The organism is Dyadobacter sp. HNCC25DJ185 (genome assembly GCF_056895195.1).
In genome coordinates this window covers 335,041-351,107 of record NZ_JBXHAR010000007.1, presented here as the reverse complement: position 1 = coordinate 351,107, position 16,067 = coordinate 335,041, and the positions used below count along the sequence as shown (strand labels likewise).

Here is a 16,067-nt window from a genome sequence, read left to right as displayed (position 1 = left end):
TTACTGTATAAAATACCTAAATTAGCCCTTAAAACAGTCGTAAAAGACCAGCAATGAACCTGGAAATCGGCGCACCCGATGGTGATCATTTTTTAGCTGCTTTCGCCGAAGCTGTGGGCAGCCCGGTGCAGAATGGCCGGGTGAACATTCCCGGGCAATTTGGCAGCGGCTACGTGATGGGATTTTTATTCGGGAATTACCTCCGGTTGATCGTACGGAATTATACCCTGCGCGAAGACGTCTTGATCAAAAGACAAAGTTTTGATCTGCCGGATAGTATGATTCAAATCGCGATCAGCGGCATTTTAAAAAACGCGCGGCAAAAACCAAAGGAAGAAGTCACACCCCAAAAACCACTTCCATCAGTCACCATCAGTACCCAGGGGTTAGAAACTGATGTGCACATTCCTGGCGGGGTAAGCTTTAATCTGATCAAACTTGCCGTAGACCCGGCTTATCTCAGGGAGCTACTGGTAACCGGAGCAGACAGTTTGTTACTCAGAACACTTCTCGAGAACCGCCAGCCCCTTGTTTTCGAAGAACTGGTTTCCCTGCGCCTTGCGGAAGTGGTCTCCGAAATGACCGATGTAGCTGTACCTGCTTCCCTGCAGCGTTTCTTTTACAAAGTGAAGGCAGAAGAGCTGATCTGTTATTTATTGATGGAACTGTTGCAGCGCCAGGATAGTAACCTCCAGGCAATCAATAGGACCGACCTCAAAGCGCTGTACCTTGTACGGGATAAGCTTATCCATAATTTAGCCAAAGCCCCACCCCTGACCGAGCTTGCACAGCTGGCAGGGATGGGTTTGTCAAAGTTAAAGCGGTTGTTCAAGCAGGTATTTGGTTATGGCCCACATGCATATCATCAGAAGATGCGTATGAAGGAAGCCGCCGCACTATTGCAATCAAAGCAGCTGTCGGTCAGTGAAGTAGGTTATGGCTTAGGCTTCACAAATCTAAGCCACTTCGCCCGCGTTTTCGAAGAACACACCGGTGTGAAGCCTAAAAAGTTTTCAGTAATGCACTCCCCATCAAAAATTTAGAATCGGGAGCATTTCTGCATCAAAAAAAGGCAAGGTGTATCAGGCTGACAATGTCAAGCGACATGCTTGCCAGTTTGATCCAAAAGTTAAAACGCTTTTTCTTTTCCATAGACGCAGTGAATTTTCTTACAATATGCGCGGCACAGAGGATGCCGCCAAGAAATATTTGACAAATGGCGATGGCTGCCTGGCCGGTTGCTGCTCCCGTTTGTTCCTCGCTTCTACGATGCTGTCTTTGATCGGCGGCGGGCTGAATGCCTGAAAACCGGATAATCTGCCTAATTTTAAACCGACTTAGGAAAACAAGAAATTCAGTGACGTTCCATGAAGAAAATAGGATTTTTATCGTTCGGGCATTGGGCTGATCATCCGGCTTATAAAGCCCAAACAGCGAGTGACACGTTGCTTCAATCCATTGACCTGGCTGTTGCCGCGGAGGAGATTGGCTTAGACGGCGCTTATTTCCGGGTACATCATTTTGCAGCTCAATTGGCATCGCCATTTCCATTGCTTTCGGCTATCGGCGCTAAAACAAGTAAAATCGAGATTGGAACCGGGGTCATCGACATGCGTTATGAAAATCCGTTGTATATGGTGGAAGATGCCGGTGCTGCGGACTTAATATCCGGGGGCCGATTGCAATTGGGCATCAGCAGGGGGTCGCCGGAGCAGGTCATCGACGGCTGGCGATATTTCGGATACGAACCGGCTGCGGGAGAAACCGACGCGGATATGGGGCGACGCAAGGCGCTGGAATTCCTTGAAAGACTAAAAGGTGTGGGATTTGCACGGCCAAATCCGTACCCGATGTTTCCGAACCCACCTGGTTTACTGCGTCTGGAGCCACATTCGGACGGATTGCGGGAACGTATCTGGTGGGGGGCCGCTTCCAATGCAACTGCCGTTTGGGCTGCTGAAAATGGCATGTTTCTGCAAAGTTCTACCCTGAAATACGACGAGAGCGGCAAACCGTTTCATGTGCAGCAAGCGGAGCAGATCAGGTTGTACAAGGAAGCATGGAAAAAAGCGGGACACCAGCGTGAGCCCAGGGTTTCGGTAAGCCGCTCTATTTTCGCACTGGTGACCCAGCAGGACCGCTACTTCTTTGGACAGCAGTCCGATCGGAAAGATAAAATCGGCATGATCGAACAGGACAAGCGCGCCATTTTCGGCAGAAGCTATGCTGCGGAGCCAGATCAGCTCATCAAAGAGCTGGCACAGGACGAAGCGATCCAGGAAGCGGATACGGTCCTTCTGACCATACCCAATACGTTAGGGGTTGACTACAATGTACATGTGCTGTCTTCTATTCTGAAGTATGTGGCGCCCGGACTCGGGTGGCGCTAGGAAACTGAAGCGACAAGGATTGCCACGGACACCGCAGCGGCGGTGCATCCGTGGCATCAATCAGCAAAAATTCGTCTTCGCCATTTGCCAGCATTGCAGGCCGGAAACCTTCACAGTCCCCTTTCCTTCGCTAAAAACATGGATTCCCACACTGTCGGTGCGGGTTGGATATACCCGCTGAGTCACGCAGATCCTGCGGTTCGCGAAAACTTCAATGATCGATTTGTCGATAAAAACTTCCAGCTTTAATTCTTCTCCTGGTTTCAATACAAATGGGGCCCGCTGCTCCGATACAAATTCAGGTACCGATTTGTCCAGGTATCCCATCATGCAATAGGAAGGAAATCTGACATTCCCGGGCTCGGCGGAATGGATGTAATCGATCACGATCTGCTTTTTGACCGGGTCGTATCTGATGACCGTTTCCTCTTTCCCGTCCGGCGAGCACAGGACTTTCAGCCCGAACACGCTGCCGTGGCCCCCTTCAAATGTGGCGTGCAGCTCAATCGCATTTCCGCTCAAATCAAGCTTGACCTCCTTTTTATCTGTAATTTCCAGATCTTCAGACACCTTTTTGTTATAGCGCAGCAACTGGACCTCCTCCGGCGGCGAAATAACCATTTCGTTCCTCGCATTCAGCGACAATACCCTGGGCATACTCATCGTCCCCGACCACCCCTGCGCGTCGTCGTAATCCCGCCGTTCCAATACCCAACCCCAGAGTATCCGGCGGCCTTTGTCGTCGACCAGGCTTTCGGGCGCAAAAAAAGTGCCCCCGTACCAGTTCATACGCTCATGTTTTTCGGGTATAAACTGTTCGTTGACAAAATCACCGATATAATATTGGTTTCCGAGATTATGACTGATCGCCACGGCGACATACTTCTTACCCAATTTGAAAAAATCCGGGCACGACCAGTCTTCCGAATCATTGCGCATCCGTTTGGTCTCATCCATAAAAGTCCCGACATACTTCCAGCTCAGCAGGTCCGTCGACTTAAATAGAGCGGCAGGGTTACCCCCCGAAATCTGGTAATAAACATCGCCTTCCAGCCAGATATGCGGATCCCAGGCATTGTTGCTGTTGTCGTTATCGCCCTTGCGCTCAGTCAGCGTACTGTATTTTTTGAGCGGCAGCACCGGGTTTTGCCTGAATTTCTCCCATTTGATCAATTCGTCGTCCGCCGCTTTCGCAATGCAATTCCCCGCTTCTGTGCCGTGGTATACCAGATGCGGCACGCCTTCTTTCGATACAAAAGCACCTCCGCTAAAAATGCCCGTTTCCGGGTCACCCGGCTCTACAGTCAGCATGGGCGGAAGTGCCGACCAGTGGAAAAGGTCGTGGCTCACCACATGTCCCCACCAGTGGATGCGGTTTCCTTTGGCGTCGTTATGCTGGAAAATATAACCCAGGTGATACTTGCCCTTCCAGAAAATTGCACCGTTCGCGTCAAAAGGATATGCATTTCCTTCCGGGACTACAAAATGGTAGGTCGGACGGAGCGGATCGGCCAGGAGCCTGGCGCGCATCAGCCTCGAGTGGTTTTCAAGTTCCTGCTGCGAAGGACTGAGATTGGGAGAAGCACCTGGCGACGCTTTTCCAATGATTCCATTGACGGATAGAGGCGCGACGATCGATGTGGTTGCCATGTCACGTAAAAACTTTCTTCTGCTCATGGGCCGTTTGAGTTTCTTTACCGATAAGAGGCATTTTCCATCAAGAATTAACCCAGGATCAACATTATTTTTTCGGGCATTTACTGAATACAGGCACTTGATTAAGTGCAGACGCGCTTTATCTTCGCGGCTCAATCTGTCTGTTATGTATAAAATCAGAAAAATATTCAAAATAGCCCTGTTTTTGATAGCCGCGACGCCTATCGCCAGTTTTGCCCAGCAATATAAGCTGCCCTTCAAACAGGCTGTCTGGACAAAAGATTATCCTCCGTTCCGCATTGCCGGGAACCTTTATTATGTTGGGACAGAAGATTTGGCGAGCTATTTGCTGACTACCAAAGAAGGGCACATCTTAATCAATACGGGCTTGGAAGAGTCTGTTCCGCAGCTCAAAAAGCATGTCGAGGCATTGGGTTTTAAATTTTCGGATATCAAAATCCTCCTGGCCACGCACGCCCACTACGATCATGTTGCAGGCATGGCGGCGATCAAAAAGGCTACGGGCGCCAGGTTAATGATCCAGCAGGCCGACGTGCAATTAATGAAAGACGGCGGCAGTTCGGATTTCGTCCTGGGAAAAGATGGAGCTACCTTTGCACCCGTAACGCCCGACCGCATTTTAAAAGACCAGGAAATCGTCAAACTTGGTGAGACTTCCGTCCAATTGCTGCATCATCCGGGACACACCCCCGGCGCCAGCAGTTTTTCCCTGACCGTTAAAGACCAGAAACGTTCGTACAAAGTCCTGATCGCCAATATTCCCACGATACTGGACGAAACAAAGCTCTCGGGCATGCCGGGATATCCGCAGGTGGGCAAAGATTACGGCTATACCTTATCGGTCATGAAAAAGGAGCAATTCGACATTTGGCTGGCCTCTCACGCCAGTCAGTTCAACCTCCGGAAAAAACATAAACCCGGCGAGCCTTACAATCCGGAAGCCTTCTCTGGCCGCGAAGACTATGACAAGACGCTGGCAGGTATTGAGGCTACGTACAAGAAGCGGCTGAAGGAATAAATCTTTCGCGTCCGCTCCGAAATCAGATGACCGCAGCAACGGCCGCCTTCGCACATATCCCCAGCAGATCAGGACAACTTAGCCATAACTCGTACCAGATTTATCTCATTTTGGTTTATGCCCTTGTTGCTTAATCTGCTTCCGGAGAACCTGACCAAACCTTTCGCAACACCAGATGATGTCTCTTACATTCCTGCTATCGCTTTGCTTATGCCGTGCTTACCAGGGACAAATCTGTGGAGGAAGTCGGGTTAACAGATTGTTGGTTCCCACCAAAGGATTACCTGTTTAAACGGATGAACAGGCTACACAGTCACATTCTCTACCATTTCCAGCTTCGTCTTAACCAGCTCGGTAATCTTGCAGGTCGCCTTTGGAAATACTTTCCGAAGGTCAATGTCCTGGTTGTAGGTAAGTTCGGCTTTCAGGGAAGCCATGAAGATGTTCTTGATTTCGGTCGCCAGGTTTACTTTACAAATACCATTTGAAATTGCCTGCTGAACCTGCGTGTGCGGCACGCCCGAGCTTCCGTGCAAGACCAGGGTTGCGGCAGTTCTGTCGGCAATTTTGCGCAAGAGTTCAATGTCCAGCCTGGGCTCCTCTTTATAAAATCCATGCGCCGTGCCGATGGCCACAGCCAATGCATCTACACCCGTTTCCTGCACGAATGCAGCGGCTTCGTCAGGCTGTGTAAATCCGCTATGATCGTGCGACTGGCCGAGCTTGGCCACATAACCCAGCTCCGCTTCCACATGGACATCGTACTTTTTAGCCCGCTCCACCACTTCCCTCGTCAGCCTGACATTTTCCTCGAAAGGCAGCTCGCTGCCATCGATCATCACCGAGTCGAAACCCGCATCCAGGCACCGCTGCACGAGTTCTACCGACCCGCCGTGATCGAGGTGGATCCAGCCTTCCACACCAAATTCTTCCAGTCCGTTCCGGCCCAGGTTCACGGCCGTTTTGAGGCCCATGTAATCGATCGAGCTCTGGGTAAGTTGCAGAATAACGGGTTGTTTCATGTCCGCCGCAGCCTGTAACACGCCGTGCAATGTTTCCAGATCGTAATAATTGGTAGCCAGCAAGCCCTTTTTCAGCAATGTTAATTCGCGTAGTTTTTCTTTCAGTTTCATGACAGGCTCGATGCTATTCCCCAGAAGTCTTTAATGTTTGTGCTGATTTGGTTGAAGTCACAGAATGCGCCTGTGCCGCCCGCAGCAGTAGTGTTCAGTGCACCCATCAGGTTACCCTCCCGCAGGCAGTCGTCCAGCGGTGCACCTGAAATGTATTTTTGAATAAATCCTGCATTAAAGGAGTCGCCCGCGCCTATCGCATCCACAAAATGCGACACCTCAAAAGCAGGCATTGTTAGCTCCTGCCCGCCGCTGATACCCAGGCTCCCATTTCTGCCCATTTTCAGGGCGAGGGTATTCAGGTACGGCCGGATTTTCTCAATGCCTAGGCTGATCGAATCCGTTTTCGTCAGCGCCAGTAATTCCGATTCATTAGGCATGAAAACATCCACATATGGCAGGCAGCGCGCATAGTCGAAGGTCCACTGCTCGGATGGGTCCCATTGCAGGTCCAGCGAGGTGGTCATGCCAGCAGCGCGTGCACTTTTTAATATTTGTTCAATGTCCTGTAAAAGTCCGTTTTGGAGAAACAGGCTGGATAGGTGCAGATGCTGGTAGGGATCAGTCGCTTCAAGAGGGATATAGTTGATGTTCAGCGCATTCATCGCCCCCTGGTAAGTAATGTTCGCCCGATCCTGACCGTAGTTCATCACGAGCGTGCAGCCTGTCTTTTGGCCGGGAAGTCTGGTCACATGCGCGCAGCTCACCGATTTTCTTTTCAGTTCATCCAAAATAAAATCCCCGAAATAATCATCTCCTAACACGCCACAGAAGGTGGTATCCACGCCCATCGCCGCGATATTTGCCGCCATGATCGCCGAAGAACTGCCGAGGCACAGGTCCATTTCATCCGCGATCGTTTCCTTTCCCATTTGAGGAAAAGCCCGGATTTTATTCAAAATCAGGTCGACATTCAACTCGCCTACTACCAGTAATTTAGGGTTCATCATACGCTACACCAGCTATTCTATGCTCAATATTTTATTCCCTGTAAATATTAACACCCTGCACTACCCTGCTGATCGACCCGGATATGGATGGGCTATCGGGATCAATACCCAGATGCAACGCGCTATAAAAGCCCAGCAACTGGCCGACGAGGGTAACCGGGATCATCTGGTATTGATTTTCCGGATCAATATTCAATTCTAATTTACTGCTATTGGCCAGTACCAACTCGTCCACGCCCCCGATCTGCAGGGACTGAATTGTCCTGGCATCACGTGCGATGTCTTCGGCCAGGTCCCGCTCGTAGCGCATCATCCGCGGATTTCGCGAAAACAAGTATACCATTAAGGTATTTTCATTCACAAATGCCCTTGGCCCGTGCCTGAACCCCAAGAAAGAATCCGACATGCACACCAGTTTCCCGTCAGTCAGTTCGAGCAATTTCAAATGACATTCCCGCGCTATACCCAGCAACTCCCCGGAGCCCAGGAAAACGACCCGCTCAAACCCTTTCAAGACCAGTGTCTCAAGCAGGGATTTTTCTTCCAGGATCAAATTTCCATGTTCGACCATACGCTGGATTTTCTCCGATTCATCGTCCAGCGAATCCACCCGCGCCACCAGCAGCGCACTGAGCAACATGCAGGTGAAACTGCTGGTCATCGCGAGGCTTTTATCATTGGTTGCCTCTGGCAGCACCATGCGGTATATTCTATCTGGTGCGACGGTGTTCATATGGGCAAGCGCGCCCTCCCTATTGCAGGTAATGATCAAATGATAAAGCTCGTCGCAGTGAGCGTCGGCCAAGCGCACTGTCTCAACGCTTTCCGGGCTATTCCCGGAACGGGCAAAAGAGATCAAAAGCGTAGGGACCGTGCGGACAAAAACCGTTTCAGGCTGGGTGACAATTTCCGTTGTGTGTACTGCCTGAACAGGTCTGCGCCATATTTGCTGCAAAGTCCCCCGGGCGGCCTCACCGATAAATCCCGAGGTACCTGCCCCTGTCAGCAAAACGCTCAGATTCTCCCTTTGTATAATCGGATTCAGAAAGTCGGCTATCTCTGCGCTTTCTTTTTTAATTAAATGATATACCTCCTGCCAGAGTGCTGGCTGTGACAGGATTTCACGTTGGGTGTGTGCTTCCCCACCACTTTTAAGCACACTTGTTTCATTTTTCTGCATTATTCTGGGCGGTAATTAGAAGACGGTTATTTTAATCATTTTGAAACACGATGTGATGGCACTTCAAAGTAAACATCATAAAACGAAAGTAAAAAGTATTTTAAACCTTTCTTTTACTTTATTTATTCTTACTTATATCTTGCGGAAAAATATTCATGTATTTTTGACGTGTAAGTAGCTCCCAGACCCACTTTTATGATTCCAACGGAAATGAAGGCCCCGAGCCGGGGACTTATGATAGAGGATTTAAGCAAAATCAGAAAAGTAGGCGCACCTCTGATCTCTCCTGCCAGCGACAATCTCGTATATCACGTATCGGTAGCGGATATGGCTGAAAATGATCGTCACGATCTGATTGTCCTTTTGCCGGCGGACAACCCTATCAAAATCTTATTAGGACGGGGCACCGCACACGCCTGGTCGCCTGACGGCGCCGAGCTCCTGTACGAGACCGAAAATGGAGACCTGCATATTTACACGTTACAAACCGGCACGGGCCGGTTTCTGGCCGCGCGCGATGATTCTTCCTATTTTTTCAATCATTTGGCAGAAAAAAATTGCACCTGGTCACCGGACGGGCAATACATCGCCTACCTAAGCGCCGACATTTCGGAAGCAGAGCCAGAAAATGAGGAAATCCGGGTTATCGACGACCTGCTTTTCAAAACCAAAGGCGGGCGCGGCAGGCCGGTATATGCCGATCATGCTTATACGCACATATACCTGGCGCCTGCTGCGGGAGGATCAACCACACTGCTCACTCCGGGCAATTTCAATGAACATTCCATCACCTGGGCGCCGGACAGCCGCCACATTGCATTCATCAGCAACCGGGCCGGGCGGGGTGGCGATATGCAGCAAAGCGATGTCTGGAAAGTCGACATCCATACAAGCATGATAACCCACCTTACTGAACACACGGGTATAACTTACCAGCCAACATGGTCGCCGGATGGAAATTACATTGCTTTCCTGGCAATTTCAGGCACTTTTGGGACGAATGACAGCACGGCTGAAGATACGCATATTGCCCTCGTTCCCTCTGATGGTGGGAACTTCCGGTATCTCACCAAATTATTCGACCGGAGGATCGAGCATGTCCGCTGGCATCCGTCGGGAAAGTACATTTATTTCACCGCAGGCGATCGGGGGGACACTTCCATTTATCGCGTAAACATTGATAATGAAGAAATTGAAATGGTTCAGGGCGGCTCGGGCAGCATTTTTGAATTTTGTCTTGATGCCAAAGGAGCGGATTTTGTTTTTACCAGGTCCAATACGAACCAACCCGCCGAGATTTTCAAAACGAAAGACCAGGGTGCCGACATAGAGCAAATCACCCATGAAAATACCGATTGGCTAGAATTTAAGGCACTGCAACAGCCTGAAACATTTTGGTTTGAGAGCTTTGACGGTTTGCCGGTACAAGGTTGGCTGATGCCGCCCGTCGATTTCGAACCAACACAGCATTATCCACTGATTCTTTTAATTCACGGCGGTCCGCACAATATGTTCGGCCATGATTTTGACGAGCGCATGCATTTGCTGTCGCAGGCTGGCTATGCGGTTGTTTACATGAATCCTAGAGGCAGCCACGGCTATGGGCAAGCATTTTCAAACGGTGCCCTTATGAACTGGGGCGGTGGTGATTATCAGGATTTAATGGCGGGGGTTGATTTTGTTTTAAATAAAAATCCATGGCTTGATGCGGACCGCCTGGGCGTAACCGGCCAAAGCTATGGTGGCTACATGACCAATTGGATCATCACACAAACAGCTCGTTTCAAAGCAGCCGTGACCGATGGCGGGCTGAGCAACCTGGTCAGTTTCGCGGGCACTTCCCTGTATCATTCTTTAATGGAATCAGAATTCGGAGGCCGGGCTTACGAAAATTTCGACCTGCTGTGGCAATGTTCACCGCTGAGGAATATAGCCCAGGCGACCACACCGACGCTCATCCTGCACGGCGAAACCGACAATGAAGTGCCATTTTCGCAGGCCGAAGAAATGTATGTCGCCCTCAGAAAACGCGGTGTAAATACAAAGCTGGTCCAGTACAAAGGCGAAGGCCACGGCTGGCGACCCGAACTGAGACCGCGCAACAAAGCCGACTTGAATGAGCGCATGATCCAATGGTTTAACACCTATGTAAAATCCGCAGCTACTTAGATTTCAAGCATTTAAACCAGATTTACTCAACCACCAATTCTATAAAAGAAGAAATTCAGGATTTCATGAGCAGCACCAAAAACCACTGGCCGATTTACGTAATTATACATGTCCTGTTCATCGGCGTATGGGGCGCTGTCATTGAAATCCCCGAAAAGAACGGCTTCCCTCCCACCCTCGGATATGTAGTCTGGGCACTAACCATGATCCCGGCTGCGCTTGCCGCTTTGAAGTTGAAAAACTGGAAACTGGATTTTAATAAAAAGGCGGTGCTCTGGGGCAGCGCGGTGGGGATTTTGGGAGCGGGCGGCCAACTGGTGCTTTTCTTTACACTGCGCATCGCGCCAGCCTACCTGGTTTTCCCGATCCTGTCACTTACCCCGGTGGTTACAATCCTGCTGGCAGTTGTTTTACTGCATGAAAAAACGGGCAAAAAAGGCTGGATCGGTATTGCCCTGGCGCTGATTTCCATTTTCATGCTTTCCTACCAGCCAGTAGGCGCGGTTCAGACGAGTGGATATACCTGGCTGCTTCTCGCGGCCATCCCACTACTTGCCTGGGGTGCCCAGGGATGTATTATGCGGTTTGCCAACGAAATCATGTCTGCCGAAAGTCTGTATTTCTATATGATGATTTCGTCCATCGCGCTGATCCCGCTGGCATTGTATATGACCGACTTTGGTCAGCCGATCGAATGGGGATTTAAAGGGCCTTATCTGTCGGCCATCTTGCAGTCACTCAATGCATTTGGCGCGCTTTGTCTGGTATATGCATTCCGCTACGGAAAAGCCATTATCATCGCGCCCATCACCACCGCCCTCTCACCGGTACTTACCGTTACATTGTCCCTGGCTTTGTACCAGACCATTCCGCATCCCGTCATTATTGCGGGAATTGTGCTGACCATCATTGCCGCCCTGCTCATGGGATTTGAAGAAGCCAGCAATGCGTAGGCATGGAGCATCGGGCCAATCCTCACTAAACGGTCTTCTTGAAAGTTAAAAACAATGAAATGAAAATAATTTTATTTCATATAATACTCTTTTTCGTAAATTTATCTAAATTAGCATTGCGCAAGCCAAAGCCACCTTTTCCACGCATCCTGTTGAAAAAAATCAACATCGCTTACCCAAAACAGCATTTATGAATTTCCGCTTTACTAATCCACTGTGCATTGCAGCATGCTGGCTTGCCGGCCTCCTGCTCGTGGCAGGCCATGAACCCGCGAAAGCCCAGAAATCTGCCCGTATCGAAAAACAAGTTACGTTTATCGAATATCCCGATTTCCCCGAGGCACATTCCACCTGGGGGTCGATCGGGTACAATGCGGCTTCCAATACGGTTCATATCGGGGTTACCAACCATGCCAACAACATTGGCTTATATACTTTCGACCCGACAGCAAATGTAATGAAACTCAACGGTTTCATCCGGGATATGGCGCATTTGCGGCCATATCAGTGGCAAGGGAAAATACATTCCAAGATCGTGGCCGCACCGGACGGTTCGATCTATTTCTCGACTGACGGCGGCGAATCGCGGGAGGAATATCTGATGGAACACCCGCAGGGTTATGCCGGTGGTTTCATCATGAAGTGGGACCCTAAAAATGGTTTAAAAAACCTGGGAATCGGCATGCAGTATGAAAGCATCAAGGACGTGGACATAGATCCAAAAACCGGAACGCTCTACGCAATCACCTATCCGCAAGCCCATTTTCTCGTTTACAATCCAGACAAAAATCAAATGCGCGACCTCGGTCGCCTGGCCAGCTCGCACGTCCCGCGCGTGTTGTTCACCGACTGGTGGGGAAACTGCTATTATGTAGACTGGCGTCAGCGGCTGGTGAAATACGAAAAAGATAGCGACAGCCTGGTTTTCGCCCGCGAAAGTCTGCCCGCATTTCCCGGCACACCCGGCTCCAAAATTATCACCGGCGTCACCGCTTACGCCAAAGACGAAGCCAAAGGCATTATTTACCTGATCACCTACGGCGCAAAGCTGGTCGCTTTTTATCCTGAAAAAAGTGGGATTGGCAAAGTAAAAGACCTGGGCGGCGTGATAGACACGGGCACAGCGGACGCCTGGGGACCTTACGTACCCAACCTGAACATTGGCAAAAACGGCAAGCTGTACTACATCATCGGCGGTCACGATAATTATGTGGTGAAAGACAAAACTGTGCTGGTGGAATGCGACCCTGCGACCGGTAAAAAGACCATTTTGCAGGAATTTCCTATCACTGCCGTCACCGAGGCGACGGGCTCGGATACCAGGGACAAAGACGGAAACCTGTACTTCGCAGGCAGGCGCAACCCCTCCGGCGTGGGCGACAATACCCGCCCTTTTATGATCCAGTTCAACCCTGAAAAAGAAATCTCCAAATGAGAAATCCGGCTATAAAAACACTTTTCGCATTTACGCTGCTCGCTTGCGCTCCGCCGCTGTTTGCGCAGTACACTTTTTTCACGCCGAAAGAAGCATTTGCCATAGAAGTTTCGCTGCCGAACAGCGCAGAGACGCGCCTGCCGATGTACCGTAATGCGATTACGTCGCTGACCGTGCAGGGTGATTGGATTTTGGGTGGAACTACGGCCAAAGAAGGTTTGTCACCCTATCTTTTCGTCGCTTCGATTTCCGGAAAAAGACTGCTGACCACGAAGGATTTGCAGGAAAGCGTGCCGGGCCAGAAAAGTATTGCGACAGGTTTTTGCAAAGGTGTCGGCAACCAGCTTTACGCAGGCACGATAGCGCAGGTGAATAACAATCAGCAGCCTGGGCATTTGATACAGATTAATGTTGGCAAGGAAGGAGCCATAGAGGTGAAAGATTTGGGCATACCAGTTCCGGCAGAAAGCATTTTCACATTGCTTAGCAACAAACAAGGCAGTGAGCTTTACGGTATTAGTTATCCGACTGGCAAATTCTTTATTTATAACATCGCTACTAAAAAGACGCAAGTTTTCGATGATGTTACTCCAAAAGAAAAGGAACTGAACAACCTGCACGAATATGCGGTCGGGCCGGAAGTTTATTTGTGCAAAGCTTTGATTCAGGATAATGCGGGATTGGTTTATGGCAGTACTGCGGGCAATAGGGTGTTTGTTTTTAATCCAACAAAAAAGACTTTTCAATTCTTAGAATCTCCTCTGCCAGCAGTGTGGGGCCGGGAAGTGCTGGGACAAGTGGAATCCTGGGCCAAAGCGCCGGATGGAAAATTGTACGGGGGCAATGCGGGTGACGGACAACTTTTCGTCCTGGACCCGACCACCAGGAAAATCAAAAACCTGGGCAAACCGATGATGATGGGCCGGTTGCAGGCTCTGGCATTTGGTCGCAATGGCAAATTGTATGGACTGGCAGGCGGCGCGCCGGGTTACTCGCATTTGTTTTACTATGATGAAAAAGGCGCTGGTTTTGTGGACTTGGGCAATCCTGAATTTACGATGATCGCGCCGGGCATTGAGCAGGGAATTATGTGGCGGGGCTTTCAACTGAGCACTTTGGCAGCTTCGGCGGATGGAAAATACATGGTCATGGGCGAAGATGAGGCATTGAGTCAGCTGATGATTTTCCCTGTCGGACAATAAGCACGAAACAACATTCCTGAACCTACCTTCACTATGATACGATTTGCAAAACTTATCCTCTGTCTGATTGCCTTTACCGCATTCAGCATCGGAAACAAAACGCACGCCTCCGATCCCTGGCAGCTTCGCGCACTACCTTCCTCAGTACGGCTCGATCCTGTCAGTAATGACATTATAGAACATCGGTTTAAAGGTGTTCCTTCCAAACAAACCGGAAATCTGCTAGATAAAAACTGGATCTATGATGGAAAGCAAGTTGCCTTGCACGGAGCGCGTGGGGAATATGTCTCTTTTCAACTGGTTTTGACCAATGAATCGGATACTGAATTGACCGGCATTCAACTTGAAATGGCACCCTTCAAAAATGGAAGGACGGAACTGGCTGTCAAACCTGAGCTTTTTCTGGAATGGTCGGTGAAAGTGGAAACACCGAGCACGGGATATCCCAGATCGACGCTCGGAAAAGGCTGGTATCCCGATGCGCTGATTCCATTCAAATTTCTTCAAACCGACTCGGCAAAAGTCCACGGGCGGTGGGTGTACCCTTTCACATTGCCTGATTTCAATAACCGCATCAGTGACCAGCGTTCGCAGGTTATTTGGGTGGATCAATTTATTCCCCTGGATGCGCAGAAAGCAAAGCCAGGAACCTACCAAAGCGTGATTACAGCCAAAATTGGCACCGTTACCAAACAAATCCCGATCAGCCTGACTGTGTGGGATTTTGAACTCCCCAATGAAAACCTTTTCAAAGCCAGCCTGCAACACGAAGGTTTCCTGAGCCGGATGGATGAAAAGCAGGAACTGGCAGTTTATCAGCTTTTTAAAAGAAACCGCATTTCCCTGATGGACCCGACTTATGATCCTGAAATGCAGGTTAAAAACGGTAAAGTGGAAATCCAGTGGGGCAAATTTGATCAGCGACTAAAAAAATACCTGACCGGAGCAGCCTTTACGAAAGCCCAAGGTTACACCGACGGCCCCGGCTACGGCGAGCCGCTTGAAACATTTGCGCTCCCATTTGACGTGTATGGAAAACACGGAACTGCTGGCTGGCCGGACATTGGCAAACCCGAAGTGGAACGCAATGCAGCCAATCAGGCGATTTACCTCAGCAGCATTCGTCAGGTGCGCCAGCATTTGCTGCCGATGGTGAATCCTAAGAAAACATTGCTGACGGTTTATTTGAATGGTTTGGACGAATCTTACTTCCCCGAAGCCTGGTCGCGGATGGTGTTTTATGGAAATCTTTTCAAAAAGGAGTATCCCGAGGCTAGGTTTCGTGTAGATGGCGGTTATACCAAAGAAGCCATGGACGTGATTGGCAAATCCATTACCGATTGGGCGTCACATACGATTGGCTACAACATTGATACGGTCAAGTATTACCAGCAAATGGGCATCAAAGACTGGCTTTACGGTCCAATGCTCTACGAAGCGAAGCTCAATAGCTGGGTCGGCAGCTCGACATTCATCGACTTACCATTGATCAACGACCGCGCAATCAGCTGGGCCTGCTGGAAATACAAAACCTACTCCTGGATCAGCTGGGGCGTGGGTGCTGGCTGGGAAAGAGGCTGGTACGATCCCGAATCCTGGAAAGACTTTTACAAGGAAGCCTCCGAGGCCGATGCAGAATTTACCTACCGCACATTCAACGGAAACGGCTCGGTCATTTACAAGCCCGGCATGGTGCCTAATGTTTCCGAACCTTGCCCGTCGATCCGTTTGAAAACCATGCGCGACGGTGTGCAGGAATATGAATATCTGCGCCTGCTGGCAAAGCTGGATGGCAACTCCAAACGTGCGGATGCGCTTGTTGATCAATTGATTAAAGAGCCTTTTGGGGATAAATCCATTGGTAACCTGGATGTGTGGAGTTATGATCAGGAACAGTGGCATAAAGTCCGCATGGAACTGGGTGAGCTCATTTCCAAAGGCAAAAAATAATATCCGAGTC

The 16,067-nt window shown here is 49.8% G+C and carries 13 protein-coding genes; 9 read left to right on the top strand and 4 right to left on the bottom strand.

What is annotated here, in order from left to right:
- Positions 1 to 53: 53 nt before the first annotated feature.
- The 3 genes from AC1XUF_RS21475 (at position 54) to AC1XUF_RS21465 (ending at position 2,390) form a co-directional block, all read left to right on the top strand.
- Entirely contained in the window at positions 54 to 1,043 is a 990-nt protein-coding gene (locus AC1XUF_RS21475) for a helix-turn-helix domain-containing protein (RefSeq protein WP_483343886.1), read from the top strand.
- A gap of 133 nt (positions 1,044 to 1,176) precedes the next feature.
- Positions 1,177 to 1,305, top strand: coding sequence for a hypothetical protein (locus tag AC1XUF_RS21470; protein WP_483343885.1), 129 nt, complete (start codon positions 1,177 to 1,179; stop codon positions 1,303 to 1,305).
- Positions 1,306 to 1,367: 62 nt separating this feature from the next.
- Positions 1,368 to 2,390, top strand: a complete 1,023-nt coding sequence (locus AC1XUF_RS21465) for an LLM class flavin-dependent oxidoreductase (protein WP_483343884.1) — start codon at positions 1,368 to 1,370, stop codon at positions 2,388 to 2,390.
- Positions 2,391 to 2,450: 60 nt separating this feature from the next.
- Here the strand turns inward: AC1XUF_RS21465 and AC1XUF_RS21460 are convergent, their stop codons facing one another.
- Positions 2,451 to 4,067: a glycoside hydrolase family 32 protein gene (locus AC1XUF_RS21460; RefSeq protein WP_483343883.1), complete on the bottom strand. Its 1,617-nt coding sequence runs from the start codon at positions 4,065 to 4,067 to the stop codon at positions 2,451 to 2,453.
- Positions 4,068 to 4,212: 145 nt separating this feature from the next.
- Here AC1XUF_RS21460 and bla point away from each other — a divergent pair, with 145 nt between their 5' ends.
- Positions 4,213 to 5,085, top strand: a complete 873-nt coding sequence (bla, locus tag AC1XUF_RS21455) for a subclass B3 metallo-beta-lactamase (RefSeq protein ID WP_483343882.1) — start codon at positions 4,213 to 4,215, stop codon at positions 5,083 to 5,085.
- A 305-nt stretch (positions 5,086 to 5,390) separates the two neighbouring features.
- On the opposite strand, the gene AC1XUF_RS21450 is transcribed toward bla, so the two are convergent.
- From AC1XUF_RS21450 to AC1XUF_RS21440, 3 genes are read right to left on the bottom strand one after another with little or no spacing between them, the layout of a single operon-like run.
- Positions 5,391 to 6,218, bottom strand: a complete 828-nt coding sequence (locus AC1XUF_RS21450) for a class II fructose-bisphosphate aldolase (RefSeq protein WP_483343881.1) — start codon at positions 6,216 to 6,218, stop codon at positions 5,391 to 5,393.
- The gene (locus AC1XUF_RS21445; protein ID WP_483343880.1) at positions 6,215 to 7,168 is read right to left on the bottom strand and encodes a carbohydrate kinase family protein; all 954 of its coding nucleotides are present in this window, start codon (positions 7,166 to 7,168) and stop codon (positions 6,215 to 6,217) included. Before AC1XUF_RS21445 ends, AC1XUF_RS21450 begins: the two co-directional genes overlap by 4 nt.
- Positions 7,169 to 7,199: 31 nt before the next feature.
- Complete coding sequence (locus AC1XUF_RS21440; RefSeq protein WP_483343879.1) at positions 7,200 to 8,348, bottom strand: SIS domain-containing protein; 1,149 nt, start codon at positions 8,346 to 8,348, stop codon at positions 7,200 to 7,202.
- A 195-nt stretch (positions 8,349 to 8,543) separates the two neighbouring features.
- Here AC1XUF_RS21440 and AC1XUF_RS21435 point away from each other — a divergent pair, with 195 nt between their 5' ends.
- The 5 genes from AC1XUF_RS21435 to AC1XUF_RS21415 all read left to right on the top strand — a co-directional run bounded on the left by AC1XUF_RS21435 (position 8,544) and on the right by AC1XUF_RS21415 (position 16,057).
- Positions 8,544 to 10,517 carry a S9 family peptidase gene (locus tag AC1XUF_RS21435; protein ID WP_483343878.1) on the top strand — a complete coding sequence of 658 codons (1,974 nt, stop codon included), beginning with the start codon at positions 8,544 to 8,546 and terminating at the stop codon, positions 10,515 to 10,517.
- Between the two features lie 65 nt (positions 10,518 to 10,582).
- Positions 10,583 to 11,470: an EamA family transporter gene (locus AC1XUF_RS21430; protein WP_483343877.1), complete on the top strand. Its 888-nt coding sequence runs from the start codon at positions 10,583 to 10,585 to the stop codon at positions 11,468 to 11,470.
- 190 nt (positions 11,471 to 11,660) lie between these two features.
- Positions 11,661 to 12,905, top strand: coding sequence for a hypothetical protein (locus AC1XUF_RS21425; protein ID WP_483343876.1), 1,245 nt, complete (start codon positions 11,661 to 11,663; stop codon positions 12,903 to 12,905).
- Complete coding sequence (locus AC1XUF_RS21420; protein ID WP_483343875.1) at positions 12,902 to 14,107, top strand: hypothetical protein; 1,206 nt, start codon at positions 12,902 to 12,904, stop codon at positions 14,105 to 14,107. Before AC1XUF_RS21425 ends, AC1XUF_RS21420 begins: the two co-directional genes overlap by 4 nt.
- A 33-nt stretch (positions 14,108 to 14,140) precedes the next feature.
- Complete coding sequence (locus AC1XUF_RS21415; RefSeq protein ID WP_483343874.1) at positions 14,141 to 16,057, top strand: hypothetical protein; 1,917 nt, start codon at positions 14,141 to 14,143, stop codon at positions 16,055 to 16,057.
- Positions 16,058 to 16,067: the final 10 nt, after the last annotated feature.

Bases quoted from the DNA above. Each gene is read 5' to 3' on its own strand.
- AC1XUF_RS21420 (WP_483343875.1), top strand. From the start codon at position 12,902: ATGAGAAATCCGGCTATAAAAACACTTTTCGCATTTACGCTGCTCGCT.
- AC1XUF_RS21430 (WP_483343877.1), top strand. From the start codon at position 10,583: ATGAGCAGCACCAAAAACCACTGGCCGATTTACGTAATTATACATGTC.
- AC1XUF_RS21435 (WP_483343878.1), top strand. From the start codon at position 8,544: ATGATTCCAACGGAAATGAAGGCCCCGAGCCGGGGACTTATGATAGAG.
- AC1XUF_RS21440 (WP_483343879.1), bottom strand. From the start codon at position 8,348: ATGCAGAAAAATGAAACAAGTGTGCTTAAAAGTGGTGGGGAAGCACAC.
- AC1XUF_RS21425 (WP_483343876.1), top strand. From the start codon at position 11,661: ATGAATTTCCGCTTTACTAATCCACTGTGCATTGCAGCATGCTGGCTT.
- AC1XUF_RS21415 (WP_483343874.1), top strand. From the start codon at position 14,141: ATGATACGATTTGCAAAACTTATCCTCTGTCTGATTGCCTTTACCGCA.
- AC1XUF_RS21460 (WP_483343883.1), bottom strand. From the start codon at position 4,067: ATGAGCAGAAGAAAGTTTTTACGTGACATGGCAACCACATCGATCGTC.
- AC1XUF_RS21470 (WP_483343885.1), top strand. From the start codon at position 1,177: ATGCGCGGCACAGAGGATGCCGCCAAGAAATATTTGACAAATGGCGAT.
- AC1XUF_RS21465 (WP_483343884.1), top strand. From the start codon at position 1,368: ATGAAGAAAATAGGATTTTTATCGTTCGGGCATTGGGCTGATCATCCG.
- AC1XUF_RS21450 (WP_483343881.1), bottom strand. From the start codon at position 6,218: ATGAAACTGAAAGAAAAACTACGCGAATTAACATTGCTGAAAAAGGGC.
- AC1XUF_RS21475 (WP_483343886.1), top strand. From the start codon at position 54: ATGAACCTGGAAATCGGCGCACCCGATGGTGATCATTTTTTAGCTGCT.
- bla (WP_483343882.1), top strand. From the start codon at position 4,213: ATGTATAAAATCAGAAAAATATTCAAAATAGCCCTGTTTTTGATAGCC.
- AC1XUF_RS21445 (WP_483343880.1), bottom strand. From the start codon at position 7,168: ATGATGAACCCTAAATTACTGGTAGTAGGCGAGTTGAATGTCGACCTG.